The organism is Paraburkholderia sp. J67 (assembly GCF_905220265.1).
Classification (GTDB): Bacteria; Pseudomonadota; Gammaproteobacteria; order Burkholderiales; family Burkholderiaceae; genus Paraburkholderia.
Map to the genome: position 1 here is coordinate 160387 of NZ_CAJMZK010000003.1, position 16693 is coordinate 177079.

General features: G+C 62.2%; 13 protein-coding genes and 1 tRNA gene. 10 read left to right on the top strand and 4 right to left on the bottom strand.

Annotation, left to right across the window (positions count from 1 at the left end):
* Nucleotides 1-63 precede the first annotated feature (63 nt).
* The 4 genes from U5782_RS07645 to U5782_RS07660 all read left to right on the top strand — a co-directional run bounded on the left by U5782_RS07645 (nucleotide 64) and on the right by U5782_RS07660 (nucleotide 4025).
* Nucleotides 64-1095, top strand: coding sequence for a beta-propeller fold lactonase family protein (locus tag U5782_RS07645; RefSeq protein ID WP_322043223.1), 1032 nt, complete (start codon nucleotides 64-66; stop codon nucleotides 1093-1095).
* A 20-nt stretch (nucleotides 1096-1115) separates the two neighbouring features.
* Complete coding sequence (locus tag U5782_RS07650) at nucleotides 1116-2192, top strand: sterol desaturase family protein (protein WP_322043224.1); 1077 nt, start codon at nucleotides 1116-1118, stop codon at nucleotides 2190-2192.
* Between the two features lie 140 nt (nucleotides 2193-2332).
* Entirely contained in the window at nucleotides 2333-3166 is an 834-nt protein-coding gene (locus tag U5782_RS07655; protein ID WP_322043225.1) for an EI24 domain-containing protein, read from the top strand.
* Between the two features lie 43 nt (nucleotides 3167-3209).
* Nucleotides 3210-4025, top strand: a complete 816-nt coding sequence (locus tag U5782_RS07660) for a competence/damage-inducible protein A (RefSeq protein ID WP_322043226.1) — start codon at nucleotides 3210-3212, stop codon at nucleotides 4023-4025.
* Nucleotides 4026-4125: 100 nt separating this feature from the next.
* Here U5782_RS07660 and U5782_RS07665 read toward each other — a convergent pair whose 3' ends face one another.
* Nucleotides 4126-4590, bottom strand: coding sequence for a rhodanese-like domain-containing protein (locus tag U5782_RS07665; RefSeq protein WP_322043227.1), 465 nt, complete (start codon nucleotides 4588-4590; stop codon nucleotides 4126-4128).
* A gap of 522 nt (nucleotides 4591-5112) precedes the next feature.
* Between U5782_RS07665 and glnA the strand changes: the two genes are divergently transcribed.
* The 4 genes from glnA (at nucleotide 5113) to U5782_RS07685 (ending at nucleotide 11716) form a co-directional block, all read left to right on the top strand.
* Nucleotides 5113-6528 (top strand): type I glutamate--ammonia ligase, encoded by a 1416-nt coding sequence (gene glnA, locus U5782_RS07670; protein WP_167056238.1) that lies wholly within the window; start codon nucleotides 5113-5115, stop codon nucleotides 6526-6528.
* Nucleotides 6529-6749: 221 nt separating this feature from the next.
* Complete coding sequence (gene glnL / locus U5782_RS07675) at nucleotides 6750-7892, top strand: nitrogen regulation protein NR(II) (RefSeq protein ID WP_322043228.1); 1143 nt, start codon at nucleotides 6750-6752, stop codon at nucleotides 7890-7892.
* A 64-nt stretch (nucleotides 7893-7956) separates the two neighbouring features.
* Entirely contained in the window at nucleotides 7957-9537 is a 1581-nt protein-coding gene (gene ntrC, locus U5782_RS07680; RefSeq protein ID WP_322043229.1) for a nitrogen regulation protein NR(I), read from the top strand.
* Between the two features lie 97 nt (nucleotides 9538-9634).
* Complete coding sequence (locus U5782_RS07685) at nucleotides 9635-11716, top strand: prolyl oligopeptidase family serine peptidase (protein ID WP_322043230.1); 2082 nt, start codon at nucleotides 9635-9637, stop codon at nucleotides 11714-11716.
* Between the two features lie 48 nt (nucleotides 11717-11764).
* On the opposite strand, the gene xth is transcribed toward U5782_RS07685, so the two are convergent.
* Nucleotides 11765-12550, bottom strand: a complete 786-nt coding sequence (xth, locus tag U5782_RS07690; RefSeq protein WP_322043231.1) for an exodeoxyribonuclease III — start codon at nucleotides 12548-12550, stop codon at nucleotides 11765-11767.
* Between the two features lie 423 nt (nucleotides 12551-12973).
* A complete protein-coding gene (locus tag U5782_RS07695) occupies nucleotides 12974-13963 on the bottom strand; it encodes a nitronate monooxygenase family protein (protein ID WP_322043232.1) in 990 nt (329 codons plus the stop codon).
* 171 nt (nucleotides 13964-14134) lie between these two features.
* Between U5782_RS07695 and U5782_RS07700 the strand changes: the two genes are divergently transcribed.
* Complete coding sequence (locus U5782_RS07700; protein WP_322043233.1) at nucleotides 14135-14683, top strand: PadR family transcriptional regulator; 549 nt, start codon at nucleotides 14135-14137, stop codon at nucleotides 14681-14683.
* A 121-nt stretch (nucleotides 14684-14804) separates the two neighbouring features.
* A tRNA-Met gene (locus tag U5782_RS07705) sits at nucleotides 14805-14881 on the top strand.
* A 255-nt stretch (nucleotides 14882-15136) separates the two neighbouring features.
* Here the strand turns inward: U5782_RS07705 and U5782_RS07710 are convergent.
* On the bottom strand, nucleotides 15137-16273 hold the full coding sequence (locus U5782_RS07710) for an acyltransferase (protein WP_322043234.1): 1137 nt from the start codon (nucleotides 16271-16273) through the stop codon (nucleotides 15137-15139).
* Nucleotides 16274-16693: the final 420 nt, after the last annotated feature.

Below are 16693 nucleotides of genomic sequence, written 5' to 3' on the forward strand. Positions count from 1 at the left end.
TACGTCAACCTTGCGTGCAGGTAAGCGTTCTACAATCACCCACCCGTCCAGAACCGACAGTCCATGCTAAACCACTCATTCAGCCGTGCTGCGCGCCGCCTCGTCGCAAAGGCCACAGCCGCCGCGCTGGCCTGCGCCGCCGTCGCGGCCGCCACCGTGCCCGCCGCGCACGCGAACAACATCATCGTGCTCAATTCGGGTGAGGCAACGCTCAGCCTCATCGACGACAAGACGCACGAACTCGTCGGCACGGTGCCTACGGGCAAGGAGCCGCATCACCTGTTTCCGACGCCGGACAACAGCTCGCTGATCGTGGCGAACTCGGTGTCGAACAATCTGCTGTTCGTCGACCCGAAGACCGGCAAGCCGCAGCGCTGGATCGAGAACATCGAAGACCCGTATCAGCTGGGTTTCTCGCCCGACAACAAGTGGTTCGTGACCACCGGGCTGCGTCTGGACCGGCTCGACATCTATCACTACGGCGGCGCGGGTAATTTCACGGTCGCCAAACGCCTGCCGCTGTCGGCCATGCCCAGCCACCTTGCGTTCACGAAGGACAGCAATATCGTGTTCGTGTCGCTGCAAGTCTCGGGCGAGATCGCGGCGGTGGATCTGCCCACGCAGAAAGTGCTGTGGAAGATGAAGGTGGGTCCCGCGCCCGCGGGCCTGTGGCTCACGCCCGGAGAAAAATACCTGCTGGTCGGCATGACGGGCGCCGACTATGTGGCCGTGGTGGACTGGCGTACCCAGAAGATCGTCAAGACGATCCAGGTGGGCAAGGCGGCGCACAACTTCCGCTCGATGGTGGACGGTCGTCACGTGCTGGTGTCGAGCCGGGTCTCGAACGTCATCAGCATCATCGACGAAGAGACGCTCGAGAAAGTGGGCGAGATCAACGGTCTGCTGCCCGGACCCGACGACATGGAACTGTCCGCCGACAAGCGCTGGCTCTGGGTGACGTTCCGCTTCGCGAAGCACATCGGCCTGATCGACATGCAGACGAAGAAGCTCGTCAAGACGATTCCGGTCGGCCGCTCGCCGCACGGCATCTACTTCTATGACCGCGCGCCGGTCATGTCGCCCAACGGCGCGTAAAGCCTTCGAGCGGCGCCGCCATGTTCGCCTTCCTCGGTTCCTGCGCACATTGGATAGCGTCCGGCGCCGACGATTTCGTCTCGTGGCTCCAGACGCTGCTCTACGTGAATGTTCTCCAGCCGGCGCTGTTCGAGGCCGGCTTCATGAACGTCGACGAGGACACGTTCGACGCGCTCTACTGGGTGATCGTCGGCGTGCTGGGCATGGCGGCGATGTACGCGCTTTTGCGTCCCCTCGAAGCGCTGATCCCCGCCGAGCGCTGGCGCGACCGCAAGGGCGTGGGCGTGGATGCCCTCTATACGTGGATCACGCGTCTGGGCATTCTCAATCTGCTGTTTTTCTTCGCCATGCAGCCGGTGTTCGACCGCACGCAGAGCTGGCTGCGCCTGCATGGCGTGATGAGCGTCGATATCGACAATCTCTGGCCAGGCGTGACGACCCAACCGTTGGTGACGTTCGCGATCTATCTGGTCGTGCTCGACTTCTTTGGCTACTGGTATCACCGGCTCTCGCATCGTTACAGCCTCTGGTGGGAGTTGCATGCGGTCCATCACAGCCAGCGCAAGATGTCGTTCTGGTGCGATAACCGCAACCATCTGCTCGATGTGCTGATGCAGTCGTGCATGTTTGCGGGCATCGCGCTCGTGATTGGCGTGCCGCCCGCGCAGTATGTCGTGCTGGTCGCGCTCACGAATTTCATGCAGAACGTGCAGCATGCCAATATCCGCGTGCATTTTGGCTGGCTCGGCGAGCGCCTGCTGGTGAGCCCGCGATTTCATCGTCGCCATCACGCCATCGGTTACGGTCACGAGGGCACGACTTACGGCTGCAACTTCGGCGTGCTGTTTCCGTGGTGGGACATGCTGTTCGGCAGCGTGTCGTTCAACGCGCGGATCGAGCCGACCGGCATTCGCGACCAGCTCGAAGGCGCGCGCTACGGTGAAGGTTTCTGGGCGCAGCAGGGGCTGGCGTTTGCACGCATCGGGCGCCGGCTCGCGGCGCACCGGCCGGTGCGAGCCGATTCGCAGGACACGTCCCGCAGTCAGTCCGGCACCCCATCCAGCAAAGACTCGCGCGATTCGAGTCACACGGCCTGATCGGCAAGTTTCCATGCGCAACCGTGCTCGTTGTGCGCGTCGTGCCGGGCGAGCGCGTCGTAGTTTATGCTGTCGTTTTGTCGCACTGAACCACTTCGCTTCGTGACCCGTCTCCGTTTTTCCTCCGCTTTCCCGCTCGCATGAACGATCTGTTGCGCTCGCTCGGCCGCGCGCTCACCAGCGCGTTTCATCCCGCCATGCTGTTCCTCACCTTTGTGCCGTTTCTGGTGGCGGCGGCAGTCTGGGGCGGCGTCCTGTATGCCTTCTGGCAGCCCCTGATCGACGGCGTGCGCGGCACGCTCGACGCGTGGCCCGCCACCGGCTATCTCTATCACGCGTTCGACTGGGTTGGCTTCGGCTCGCTGCGCAGCATGATCGGGCCGTTCGTCGTCATCATCCTGACGATTCCGCTCATCGTCATTACGGTGCTGCTGCTGATCGTCGCGATCGCGATGCCGCGCGTGATCCGCCATCTGACGACGCGACAGTACGCGAATCTGGAAGCGCGGCGTGGCGGCAGCTGGTACGGCAGCGTGCTGCATTCGCTCTGGACCACGGTGCTGTGTCTCGCGCTGCTGATCGTCACCTTGCCGCTCTGGTTCATTCCGCCGTTCTGCGTGCTCGTGCCGCCGCTGCTATGGGGCTGGCTGACCTATCGCGTGATGACCTACGACGCGCTCGCGCAGCATGCGAGCAGCGAGGAACGCCGTGAGCTCGTGCGCCGGCATCGTCTGCCGCTGCTTGCGATCGGTGTCGCGAGCGGCTTGCTGGGTTCGCTGCCAACGGCGATCTGGGTGGCGTCCGCGTGGATGCTGCTGTTCTTCCCGGTCATCGCCGCGCTCACGATCTGGATTTACGCTTTCATTCTGGTGTTCACGGCGCTCTGGTTCGGCCACTACTGCCTGCGCGCGCTACAGCGCCAGCGCATGGAGCATACGCGCGAGGCGAGCCACGACGTGACCATCGTGCACTGACGCCCCCCCGCATCCGCAGATCATTCTTACGACGAGGCAACACATGGCATTTGGCGTCATCATCATCGGCGACGAGATCCTTTCGGGCCGCCGCACCGACAAACATCTGCCGAAGGTGATCGAGCTGCTCGGCGCGCGCGGTCTCACGCTCGACTGGGCCGAGTATGTGGGCGACGACCCCGCGCGCATCACCGCGACGCTCAAGCGTTCGTTCGCCTCGGGCGATATCGTGTTTTCGACGGGCGGCATCGGCGCGACGCCGGACGACCACACGCGCCAGTGCGCAGCCGCGGCGCTGGGCGTCGCGCTCGCGCTGCACCCGGACGCGAAAGAGGCGATCAGCGAGCGCATTCGCGACATGCATACGGGCAGCGATCCGGTCGATTTCGGCTCGCCCGAAAACCTGCATCGTTTCCAGATGGGCACGTTTCCGCAGGGCTGCGAGATCATTCCGAACGGCTACAACAAGATTCCAGGCTTCTCGATTCACGACCATCATTTCGTCCCGGGGTTTCCGGTGATGGCCTGGCCGATGATCGAATGGGTGCTCGACACGAAGTACGCGCATCTGCATCATCAAACGCCGCACGCGGAGAAGTCGCTGCTGGTGTTCGAACTGCCCGAATCGACGCTCACGCCGCTGATGGAAAGCATCGAACACGATTTCCCCGGCGTGCGCGTGTTCAGCCTGCCGAGCGTGGGCGATAGCGAGCGCGGCGGCATCTATGCGCGCCGCCATATCGACCTGGGCGTGAAGGGCGAGCCGGAAGCGGTGGCGGCGGCCTTCGTGAAGCTGCGCGAAGGGGTGCACCTGCTGGGCGGCGATGTGGTGGAGCCGCCTGAGGCGGGGCGCGGCTGAGGAGGGCGGGCGCCCCATCGCCGTATCATCGGCGTGTCATATGGGGCGCTCAAAGTGGCCCGTCGAGTATGGGCTGGCGGGCCTTTGGTTCAGTCCGGGCTTACGCGCCCAGCCACGGCAGGCCACGGAAGCACCAGCCGGTCACGCTCTTGCGATGGCCTTCGCTGTTCTTGTCGCCTTCGAAGCCTTCCAGCAGGTCGTAGGCGTGCGTGAAGCCAGCCTTGGCGGCTTCGATGGCGGCGAGCTTTGAGCGCGCGGCGCTGCGGCAGAGGAACAGCACGGGCGTGTCGGTGTCCGCTACGCTCTTGAGCTGCGAGATGAACTCGGTGTTGGGCACGCCGCCCGGATAGCGCGTCCATTCGACGTGGGCATACTGGCCTTCGCCAACGACAGGGCGGCCGACCCAGTCCAGTTCGGCACGCGTGCGCACATCGACGAGCTTCACGCGCGTGTCGAGTTGCAGGAGCTCGAACGCCTCGGCGGGCGAGACCGCGCCCGCGTAGGGCAGCTGGTTCTCGGCGCGGCGCGTATCGGCCTGGGCATACAACTGTTCGAGCGTACTCATGACGGCGAATCTCCTCTTTCATGTTGGACCAAAGAGGTTCATTCTAGCGCGCTGCATCAGTGCGGGCAGTGGGCGAGCGTGGCGCCGGCGATGAGCGGGAGCGGGGCACGGAGTACACGGGATGTCATCGCGCCGTGCCCAACGGCGGCAAATTTGCGCCGCATTGGTGCGTAAACGCCCTTATGCACCATAATGGAGTGAGTTTCGCGCGCCAAATCCGGGATTGCACGGGATTGGTGCCGGGAGGCAGCCCAACTGCCGGGCAGCCGGATGCGCCAGGGGCGGGAGTTACCCGCATGTTCCCCGTAGTTGCGCTTAGATTGCCCCAGGGTTGCCCCTTGGGGGCGCATCCAGAAAGAATTTGCGCCACGGTGGCGCAAACATGGCACGGAAGCTGCTTTATACGTCGCGATCGTTTCGCAATCGGCCAGCTTCAGGCGGGCCACTTAGCGGTAACCGGCGAGATCAGAAGATTGTGACGGCGGCAGCGTTCGCCGAAATCGTTAATCAGGAGAATAGGTTATGAGTAAATCCGTGGCCGACGTCATGCAACTCGTCAAGGACGAAGACGTCAAGTTTGTCGACTTCCGTTTCACCGATACGCGCGGCAAGGAGCAGCACGTTTCGGTTCCGCTGTCGGCATTCGACGAAGACAAGTTCGAGTCGGGTCATGCGTTTGACGGTTCGTCGATCGCCGGCTGGAAGGGCATCGAAGCCTCGGACATGCTGCTCGTTCCGGACGCGAACACGGCCTTCATCGACCCGTTCTACGAAGAACCGACCCTCGTGCTGACCTGCGACGTGGTCGAACCGGCAGACGGCAAGGGTTACGAGCGCGATCCGCGCTCGCTCGCGAAGCGCGCTGAAGCGTACCTGAAGAGCACGGGTCTGGGCGACACGGCATTCTTCGGTCCGGAGCCGGAATTCTTCATTTTCGATTCGATCCAGTGGAATACGGACCAGTCGGGCTGCTTCGTGAAGATCGGTTCGGATGAAGCACCGTGGTCGTCGGGCCGTGAAATCGAAGGCGGCAACACGGGTCACCGTCCGGGCACGAAGGGCGGCTACTTCCCGGTCGCGCCGGTCGACACGTTCCAGGACATCCGTTCGGAAATGTGTCTGCTGCTCGAACAGATCGGCATTCCGGTCGAAGTGCACCACCACGAAGTCGCTGGCCAAGGCCAGAACGAAATCGGCACGAAGTTCTCGACGCTGGTTCAGCGCGCGGACTGGACGCAGCAACTGAAGTACATCGTCCACAACGTGGCGCACACGTACGGCAAGACGGCGACCTTCATGCCGAAGCCGGTCGTTGGCGACAACGGTTCGGGCATGCACGTTCACCAGTCGATCTGGAAGGACGGCCAGAACCTGTTCGCAGGTAACGGCTACGCTGGCCTGTCGGAATTCGCGCTGTTCTACATCGGCGGCATCATCAAGCACGCTCGCGCGCTGAACGCCATCACGAACCCGGGCACGAACTCGTACAAGCGTCTGGTTCCGCACTTCGAAGCACCGGTCAAGCTGGCTTACTCGGCACGCAACCGTTCGGCATCGATCCGTATTCCGCACGTGTCGAACCCGAAGGGCCGCCGTATCGAAACGCGCTTCCCGGATCCGCTGGCTAACCCGTACCTGTGCTTCTCGGCACTGATGATGGCAGGTCTGGACGGCGTCCAGAACAAGATCCATCCGGGCGAAGCGGCTGACAAGAACCTGTACGACCTGCCGCCGGAAGAGGATGCAAAGATCCCGACCGTGTGCGCCGGCCTCGACCAGGCTCTGGAAGCGCTCGACAAGGATCGCGAATTCCTGACGCGCGGTGGTGTGTTCACCGACGGCATGATCGACGCGTACCTCGCGCTCAAGGAAAGCGAACTGCAACGCGTGCGCATGACGACGCACCCGGTCGAGTTCGAACTGTACTACTCGCTGTAATCGACGATGGCGCTTCGCTCGCAACCGCGCAGCGAAGCGTCTGTCCGACGTCGGCGAAACGGTCACGAAGGGACGGCTGCGCCGTCCCTTTTTTGTTGGTTTCGTTGACTGCATCGGCGCTTGAGCTGCATTGCCGATGCCCAGGCAGGTGTAATCCGTCACCCTTCATCATCGACATGGACTGCCAGCCGGCGCGCGATGCTCGCGACCGGCGCCGAAACATGGTGCTCAAGAATCTGATCAAGGCAAGAAAGGGCCACGCTGAGCCACTCTCGGACGACGCGCCGCTCGTTGACTCGGGTCTATTGCCCGGCTTCGAGGCGCTGCCCACGGTCGTGCTCGTGCTCGAGAAACGCAGCTTGCGCGTGGCGTTCGCGAATCCTTCAGCCGAGGCGATGCTCGACCTCTCGCGGCGTCAGCTCGCGCAGATGGCGTGGTCGGATCTCTTTTCCAACGCCGACGAACTTTTGCAGACGATCGCCTCGATCGCTGCGCATCGCTTCCACGCGACGCGTCTCGATGCGACGCTCGAACGTCCTGGCCGCGAATCGTTGCACGTGCATGCGATCGTCGGCTTCCTGGAGGCGGCGCCCGATTACGTGCTGCTCGAACTCTTCGAGAACGAGCGCCATTTAAGAAGCGATCGCGAGGAGCGCATTCATGACCTCGCGACCGTCAACAAGCATCTGATCCGCAATCTCGCGCACGAGATCAAGAACCCGCTAGGCGGCATCCGGGGCGCGGCGCAGTTGCTCGAGTTCGAACTCGGCACGCTCGAGCGCGGCGAGTTGCGCGAGTACACGCAGGTCGTCATCAAGGAGTCGGACCGCTTGCAGACGCTCGTGGACCGGCTGCTCGAACCGCACCGCCATCCGCATATCGTCGGCGACGTGAATATTCACGAGGTGTGCGAGCGCGTGCGCGCCGTGATACTCGCGGAGTTCCCGCGCGGCCTCACGATCGAGCGCGACTACGACGTGAGCGTGCCCGACCTGCGCGGCGACAAGGAGCAGCTGATCCAGGCGCTCCTGAACATCGTGCGCAACGCGGCGCAGGCACTGCGCGAACGCATTTCGCAGGGCGACGCGCGCATCGAATTGCGCACCCGCGTTGCGCGCAAGATCACGATTTCAAAACGCTTGTGCAAGCTGGCATTGGACTTGCATATCATCGACAACGGACCCGGCATTCCCGAGGATATCCGCGATCGCATCTTCTATCCGCTCGTCTCCGGACGCGAGGATGGCAGCGGTCTCGGCCTCACGCTCGCGCAGACCTTCGTGCAGCAACACGATGGGCTGATCGAAGTGGAAAGCCGGCCGGGGCATACCGAGTTTCAGATCCTGCTACCGCTCGACTGTTGAAACCTGCTGAACCCGTTTCCCGATCTACCGCTACCGAACGCCACCAGGACTTCTGACCGACCTTATGAAGCCGATCTGGATAGTTGACGACGACCAATCGATTCGCTGGGTGCTTGAAAAGGCACTCGCCCGCGAAAATTTCGCGACCCGCAGCTTCTCGAACGTGCGTGATGCCGCAGCCGCGCTCGACCACGACAGCCCGCAGGTGCTCGTCTCCGACATTCGCATGCCGGGCGGCTCCGGGCTCGAACTGCTGCAAACCGTGCGCGAGCGTCTGCCGGGGCTGCCCGTCATCATCATGACGGCGTTCTCCGACCTCGATAGCGCGGTGGCCGCGTTCCAGGGCGGTGCATTCGAATACCTCGCCAAGCCCTTCGACGTGGACAAGGCCGTCGAGCTGATCCGCCGCGCCGTCGACGAAAGCATGCGCGGCGAGCAGCACTGGGACGACCGTCCCGCCGAGGCGCCCGAGATGCTGGGCCAGGCGCCCGCGATGCAGGACATGTTCCGCGCCATCGGCCGGCTCTCGCATTCGGCCGCGACCGTGCTCATCACCGGCGAGTCGGGCACCGGAAAGGAGCTTGTCGCGCGCGCCTTGCACCGACATAGCCCACGCGCGAACGGCCCGTTCATCGCGCTGAACACCGCGGCCATTCCGAAGGATCTTCTGGAATCCGAACTGTTCGGTCACGAGCGCGGTGCCTTCACCGGCGCGCAGGCGATGCGCCAGGGCCGCTTCGAGCAGGCCGAGAACGGCACGCTGTTCCTCGACGAAATCGGCGATATGCCCTTCGATCTGCAAACACGCCTCTTGCGTGTGCTCTCGGATGGCCAGTTCTATCGCGTTGGGGGCCACAATCCGCTGCGCGCCAACGTGCGCGTGATCGCGGCCACGCACCAGAATCTGGAAACGCGCGTGCGTCAGGGTCTGTTCCGTGAGGACTTGTATCACCGCCTCAACGTGATCCGCCTGCGTCTGCCCGCACTGCGCGAGCGCAGCGAGGACATTCCGCTGCTCACGCGCCACTTCCTGCAAAAGAGTGCGCGCGAACTGGGCGTCGAGCCCAAGCGCGTCTCGGACGAAGCACTGGTGTATATGTCGTCGCTGCCGTTCCAGGGCAACGTGCGTCAACTGGAGAACCTCGCCAACTGGCTCACCGTGATGGCGCCGGCGCAGACCATCGAAATCAAGGATCTGCCGCCGGATCTTGGGCCCGCCTATGTGTCGGCCACGGAAGGCGCACCGGCGGTGGGCGGCGATGCCGCGACCGTAGGGGCTGGGGCCGTCAATGGCGTGCTCGCGGGCGTGGCGGCCGGTGCATCGGCGGGCTCGGCCGTGGGGCTGGGCGGTATGCCAGGCGTAACGGCTGGCGTGGGCAGCGCGTTGGCAGGCGGATTCCCGGCTGTCAACGGTATGCCTTCGCTGCCTGTGAGCGTCTGGGAGAGCGGCCTGCGTACCGAAGTCGCGCGTCTGCTGCGCGAGAACAGCGCCGACGTCATGGACGAACTGTCGCGCCGTTTCGAAGCCGCGGTGATCCGCGAAGCGCTCGACTTCACGCGTGGGCGCAAGGTCGAGGCCGCCGAGCGCCTCGGTATCGGTCGCAACACCATCACGCGCAAGATCCAGGAACTCAACCTCGAATGAGTGCGCCGTGCGCAGCGGTCCTCGCGGCCGCTGCGCACTGCGATCCTTTTTGTGCGCTGGGGCATAATCGACGCTGTTTTCCCGTCGACGATCGAATATGCCCGTGACTTCTCCGTGGCCCGCTGAGGCCGATCCTTTCCTCTCCCTCGAAGTGCTCGACGATCCCGCCGCGATGGCGTGGGTCGAGCAGCAGAACGCGCGCACGCGTGCCGCGTGGCAGGGCGGTGCGCGTTTCGAGGCGCTGGAGAAGCGTCTCGCCCAGGCCTATCTGCCGCGCGAGCGCCCTGTGATCCCGAGCCGCTGGCAGGAATGGGCCTACGATCTCTGGGAAGACGAGGACAACCCCAAGGGTCTGTGGCGACGCGCGAAATGGGCCGACTGGCGCGCGCATCGGCCGCAATGGGAAAGCCTCATCGATTTCGATGCGCTGGGTGAAGAGGAAGGCGTGCCCTGGGTGTGCGCCGGCATCGACATTCTGTACCCCGATGGCGACCGCGCCTTGATCCAGCTTTCCGATGGCGGCGCGGACGCCGTTATCGTGCGCGAATTCGATCTCGAACGACGCGTGTTTGTCGACGGTGGCTTTGCCATCGAGAAAGAGGGCAAGCACACAATCTCGTGGATCGACCGCGACACCGTGTATGTGGGCTGGGACCACGGCAAGAAAACGCTCACGCGTTCGGGCTATCCGCGCGAGGTGCGCCGCTGGAGCCGAGGCACGCGTCTGGCCGACGCCGCCGTGGTCTTTCGCGGCGAGTTTGACGACATCAGCGTGGAAGGCGACTACGATCCCATCGAACAGCGCCACGACGTGGTGCGTAGCGTCGACTTCTTCGATTCATACTCGTATCGTCTCGATGCGCGTGGGCAGTGGCAGTTGTACGACGTGCCTTCGCATGTGGCCGTGGGCGCATGGCATGGCTGGCTGCTGCTCGAGCCGCGCCTCGACTGGACACTCGACGCGCGGACGTACGCAGGTGGGTCGCTGCTCGCGATCCGCGAAGACGCGTTTGTCGCGGGCGATCGCAACGTCACGGTGCTCTTTGCGCCGACACCGGTCACGTCCGCCTGCGACTGGACCTATACGAAAAACGTCTTGATCGTCTCGTGGCTGGACGACGTGCAAAGCCGCACGATGCTCTGGCAGCCCGCTGAGGCGAATGGCGCGTGGACGTGGCAATCGCGCTTGTTCCCGACGCGCGCGAGTTCGCAGGTCGACGTATCGCCGATCGAGGACACGCTCAACGATGAAGTCTTTGTCGACGTCGACGATTATCTGTTGCCCCCTGAATACTGGCTCGCAGACCTCGCGCAGCAGGATCTCCAGACCTGGGAGTTGCTTGACCGCTGGCCTACACAGTTCAACGCGCAACCGCTCACCGTGATCCGCTCGCACGCGTATTCGGTCGATGGCACGCGGGTGCCGTTCACCGTGATCGGGCCGCGCGACGCACTCGAAGGCAGCACGCGCAAGCCGTTGCCGTGTCTGCTGGAAGGCTATGGCGGCTTTGCGATCTCGCTCACGCCGCAATATCTGGTGGGCTCCGGCATCGGCTGGCTGGAGCAGGGCGGCATCGTCGCCATTGCCCATATCCGTGGCGGCGGCGAGTACGGTACGTCGTGGCACGTGGACGCGCAGCGCGAAAACCGGCAGCGCTCGTTCGATGACTTCATCGCCGTCGCGCAGCAACTGGTCGTGGAAGGCTTCACGAGCGCGCCGCAACTGGGCATCAAGGGCGGCAGCAATGGCGGGCTGCTGGTCGCCGCGTGCATGGTGCAGCGCCCGGAGCTATTTGGCGCGGTGGTCTGCGAAGTGCCACTGCTCGACATGCAGCGTTATCCGCTGCTGCACGCGGGTGCTTCGTGGATGGACGAATACGGCGATCCTGAGGATGCCGAAGAAGCGCCGGCGCTGGCTGCGTACTCGCCGTATCAACGCGTGAAAGCGGGCGTGGCGTATCCCGCTGTGCTTTTCACGACCTCGACGAGCGATGATCGCGTGCATCCCGCGCACGCGCGCAAGATGGTCGCGCGTATGCAGGAACAGGGGCATACGAACGTCTGGTATCTGGAGAATACCGATGGCGGTCACGGGCCGGGCAGCGACGCGCTCGAACGTGCGCAGTACGATGCGCTGGTTTTCCGCTTCCTGTGGACCACGCTTGCTGGCACGTGGTGACAGGCTTTGGCGGCGTGCGCGAAGCCGCCGCCCGTGGTGTGACGTGCTTCAGCCTGCGAGTTTGAGATCGGCCACGACGGGCGTGTGGTCGGACGGTTGCTCCCATTTACGCGGCACCTTGTCGATCTCGCACGAGACGAGCGCAGGCGCGAGCGCGGGCGAAAGCAGGATGTGATCGATGCGCAGCCCCGCATTGCGGCGGAAGGCGAACATGCGGTAGTCCCACCACGTGAACATCTTCTCGGCTTGCTCGAACTGGCGGTATGAGTCGACGAAACCGAGCGCAATCAGCCGCTCGAACTGTGCGCGCTCTTCGGGCGATACGAGATTCTGGCCTTCCCACGCCTTCGGATCGTGCACGTCGCGGTCTTCGGGCGCGATGTTGTAGTCGCCGAGCAGGGCGAGCTTCGGATGCTGCTGCATCTCCTGCGCGAGCCAGTCGTGCATCGCGTTAAGCCACGCGAGCTTGTAGGTGAACTTCTCGGAGCCGGGCGCCTGGCCGTTCGGGAAATAGGCGCTGACAAGGCGCACACCCTCGACCGTCGCCGCGATGACGCGCTGCTGCGGGTCCTCGAAGCCGGGGATATTGCGCACGACCGTGGCTTCGTCGACGGCGAGGCCGTCGCGCACGAGAATGGCCACGCCGTTATAGGTCTTCTGGCCCGCGAACCAGCTCCGATAACCCTGCGCTTCGAGTTCGGCGCGCGGGAACTTGTCGTCGGTCAGCTTGAGTTCCTGCAGGCAGAGCGCGTCGACCTTGCTTTCGCCAAGCCAGTCGATGACATGCTGCAATCGGACTTTCAGGGAGTTGACGTTCCAGGTGGCGATTTTCATGGATGGATGAACCGGATAAGTGTGCGGCGGGCTGGTGCCCGGGATCGATACCGCACTATAGCCGCTTGGTCGGCGTCGGGCCAGGCGGCGGATTTGAGCGATAGCGAATCATAACGGGAAGCGGCGCACGCGCAACCGGGGCGCGGTCGCTTGAAGCGTCAGGAGAAGGGGAGGCAAGGCCCGCGTGCGTGGCACGGCATGGTCGGCCGACTGGCAGGGACTACGTGGAGCATGTTGCGAGGGAACGTGGCTCGTCCACGACACGTAGTAGGTATGGATAACTAACGATTAATCAGAGCGCTTAATCGCGCAAGCTGGGCGAGATGGAAGACGTGGTTACGCGCGTCAGGACGTTCTACGGGACATCGGCGTGCGCTTTTGCTGGGAACGCAATCTTGAATCATGCGTTCCCATCCTCGACGATCAGGCGGCGACCGGTGCGTCCGCGACAGCGGCGGACACGACACCCAGCCGTTCGCGCGCGGCATCGTACTCGCGCTTGAGACGCGCGATCAGATCGGCGGCGGGCAAGACGCTCTTGACCGCGCCGATGCCCTGGCCCGAGCCCCAGATGTCTTTCCACGCCTTCACGCGGGTCGAGCCGAAATTCATCTTCGACGGATCCGATTCGGGCAGCGCGTCCGGATCGAGGCCGCTCGCGACGATACTCGGGCGCAGATAGTTGCCGTGCACGCCGGTGAAGAGATTCGAGTAGACGATATCGGCGGCGTTGCTCTCGACGATCATCTGCTTGTACGCCTCGACCGCATTGGCCTCCTGCGTGGCGATGAAAGCCGAGCCGACATAGGCGAGGTCCGCGCCGGCGGCCTGCGCCGCGAGGATCGCGTTGCCATTGCCGATCGCACCCGAGAGCAGCAGCGGGCCGTCGAACCATTCGCGGATTTCGTGGATGAGCGCAAAGGGCGAGAGCGTGCCGGCATGGCCGCCCGCGCCGGCCGCGACCGCGATCAGGCCGTCCGCGCCTTTCTCGATCGCCTTCTTCGCAAACGTGTTGTTGATCACGTCATGGAGCACGATGCCGCCCCAGGCGTGGATCGCGTGGTTCACTTCCTCGCGCGCGCCCAGCGACGTGATGACGATGGGCACCTTGTACTGCGCGCACACGCCCAGATCGTGCTCCAGCCGGTCGTTGGACTTGTGGACGATCTGGTTGACCGCGAACGGTGCGGCCGGTCGGTCGGGGTGCTTCGCGTTGTGCTCGGCGAGTTCGGTCGTGATGCGGTCGAGCCATTCGCCCAGCGCGGACTCGGGCCGCGCGTTGAGCGCCGGGAACGAACCGACCACGCCCGCCTTGCACTGCGCGATGACGAGATCCGGGTTCGAAATGATGAAAAGCGGCGAGCCGACGACGGGAATCGACAGGCCACGGCGCAGGACGGCGGGCAAGGACATGCATATCTCCTGGACAGAACCGGCGTTTCCTCGGAGGAATGAGGGCGCCGTCGTGTTGTTGGTGTCGATAAACATAGCAAAGCAGCGGACACTATGCAACCAGTTGCATAGTGTCCGCATTCGGGAATAAACCGGGGCGGCATCGCAGGGAGCGTGGTTTAGAATCGGCGCATGTCCACGCCACACGCCATCCTCATTGCCCTGCTGGAAAAGCCGTCGTCCGGCTACGACCTCGCCCGGCGCTTCGACCGGGCGATCGGTTACTTCTGGCAGGCCACGCATCAGCAGATCTACCGCGAACTCGGCCGGATGGTGGAGGCGGGCTGGGTGGCGGTCGTTGAAGAGGACGCGGCCGCCACGCGCAGGAAGGTCTACCGCGTGCTGCCGGTGGGGCGGGAGGAAGTGGTGCGCTGGGCGCGCGAAACGCGCCTGGGCGGCGATGATCGCAATCTCCTGCTGCTGAAATTGCGCGCCGATGCGGTGATCGGGCCCTTGGGTCTCGCAGAGGAAGTGCAGCGGATGATCGGCGAAGCACGTGAGCGGCTCGATACCTATCGCGCCATCGAGCTACGCGACTTTAGTGCACCGTCGCTGACGCGCGGGCAGCAATTGCAGTACGCGATCCTCAAGGCCGGCTTTCACACGCAGGAAAGCTGGCTCGCGTGGGCCGAAGAATTGCAGGCGCTCTTTAAAGCGGTCGATGGGGCTAGTGAATCCTGATGTTTGGATTCCGAATTAATTTGACTGGATGATGAGGCGCTCGAACGCAGGGCGGTAAGTCGTTAGCAAATAAGTGTTGACGTCATGCAAATGACATTCTATCATTCTTTTCTCTGACGGACGCGGGGTGGAGCAGTCTGGCAGCTCGTCGGGCTCATAACCCGAAGGTCACAGGTTCAAATCCTGTCCCCGCAACCAGTTTCAAGCGAAGGCCTTGATTTCATAAGAAATCGAGGCTTTTTGCTTTTCAGGTCCGCGATGCGCGCGGAGTTCCGTGTGCATCGTCTATATCGGCATTTCTGCCGCCTAACGCTTCTTCAAGCGTTGCTTCTCACTGTTGTCGCTGGCGCAGACTTGGCATTCGCGCTGGCAGGACCGCTTTCGTTCAACGAAGCGATCCTGCTTGCTGCGTTCGGCGACACCATGAGTCAAATCGGTTCGCCGCCCTGTTCTTCATGCGTTGGCGGTTCTGGTTCGGAATTTCTGAACCCAGGCCGTGATTTCAGTGCGAACAACGGTTGTTCTTGATTCAAAAAAATAATAGATCAGACCTGCCCAAAGAACGGCCAAGATGACAACCGCCAGAAATTTGGTGAGAGAGGCGGCCGTCATCGCCGACATATGCCAAGGCGTATTGATGATCGCGCACATCAAGACGAGAAATGGCAAATGAGTCAGATAAAGCGTATAGGATATCTTCGCAGACCAGGCCGAAATCCAGGTGTATGGCGATGGATTGCTCGGTGTGGTTTGGCATTTTATCGTATAGACCAGAATGCTGACAAAGCTGGCGATCAGCAATTCAGCAGGGTACAGGGGTAAATTCAATTTCTTGATTCCCAAGAATAGTATCAGGAACGTGATTGAAGAAATCGACACGGCCCACGTTGCCCATCGTTTTGAAATCAGATTGGGCAATGCAGCAACTAGTGCTCCTGATAGCCATGTCAAAAACAAGAATTCCGCGTGTGCGCCTGGTAGTGAAAAAATCATTAAGGCAGCAGCACCATAGGCAAACCGGCGAGTCATGTCCACGTTAGAATTCAGTGCCAGCAATCCAGCCGGGAATAACAAGTAGTACCAGAATTCATTCGACAAGCTCCACAGGGACGTATTGGTTCCCAGTGTGGGGACATAGATCGTTTGAAGGAAAAACACGTTGCCCAGGATGACTGAGATTTTATGGATATTTTCGGCAAATCCAGCATGGACATATCCCCCTTCAATGGGGGTGGCATAAACGCTGCCGTTATGCGAGAAAAAATAAAGTCCGATGAGGTCGAGCAGAACGCCGATGAAAACTGCAGGGATTAGAACGATCCAGAGACGAACAAGGCGTTTGATAAGGTAATCGGCCCAATCCCATCTGTTATTTCTGATATTGTTTATCACGCTACCTCCAACGAGGTAGCCGCTCAATACAAAAAAGGCCATTACGGCTTCATCGCCAATGGTCAACTGTCCCGCTTTGGTGGAGCCCGTAAGGCTGGAAAAAAACAGCCCGCGAGCGTGACCAAGCGCGACAATTAACGCAGCGCCTCCTCGCAAGGCATCAAGGTGTACATCCGCCCACGTCGAACGTTTGTTCATGATTTCCCCGTAGAATAAATTCTTTATATTGAATGAAATTATATAGAGAAATAGGGCCGGGTAACCCGAGCGAGGACTTCAGATTGAAATGCAAACGTTAAAATCGATCGCGCGTCGTGAGTATGCGACGCCATTGGCCCCATCAATTTCGAAGAAATTCGATTCTTTGCGCAAATAGCGGCGTTTAGTCTGGAGGGATTTTCCGATCCAGACTAAAGGAGCCGCAATATGCGTCCAACGATACTTAGCCACTCATCACGGGAATTCGCCCACGAACACGCAACGCATCAGCTTGATGGCGTGTCGCTGCTTGGCAGCATCGTGTTACTGGCGTTCGCGATAGGTATCAGCGTCGCGACGTGCGGGCAACTCTGGAGCACGCTCAAAGGCCGCAATACGCGTTTCCGGTAAGCGTTGCTT